At 39.1% G+C, this 281-nt stretch carries 1 protein-coding gene; it reads left to right on the top strand.

What is annotated here, in order from left to right:
• A partial coding sequence (locus H4J75_RS20545; RefSeq protein WP_182223082.1) for a cadherin-like domain-containing protein occupies positions 1–281 on the top strand: 281 nt, incomplete at both ends.

The following is a 281-nucleotide window of genomic DNA, read 5'->3' as shown; positions in this document are numbered from 1 at the left end:
GATAATGCAGAAACAGCAGATGGACCGTTAACAGTAACGAGTTTTACTGTTGGTGGGAATACGTATAATTCAGGTGATACCGTTATTCTCACTGAAGGTGAGTTAACTTTAAATACCGATGGTAGTTATACCTTCACACCAAATGACAATTTCAACGGTGCTGTGCCTGTTATTACTTATACAGTTACTGATGGTGCTGGTGATACACAGAGCTCTACCTTAACAATTTCAGTGACACCAGTTTCAGATTTAAGTGATGATAGTGAAACTGTCACGATAGC

The sequence above is a fragment of the Colwellia sp. BRX10-1 genome (assembly GCF_014077545.1).
Classification (GTDB): domain Bacteria; phylum Pseudomonadota; class Gammaproteobacteria; order Enterobacterales; family Alteromonadaceae; genus Colwellia_A.
The sequence above is the reverse complement of the archived record's forward strand: the minus strand, read 5'-3'. Positions and strand labels throughout refer to the sequence as shown.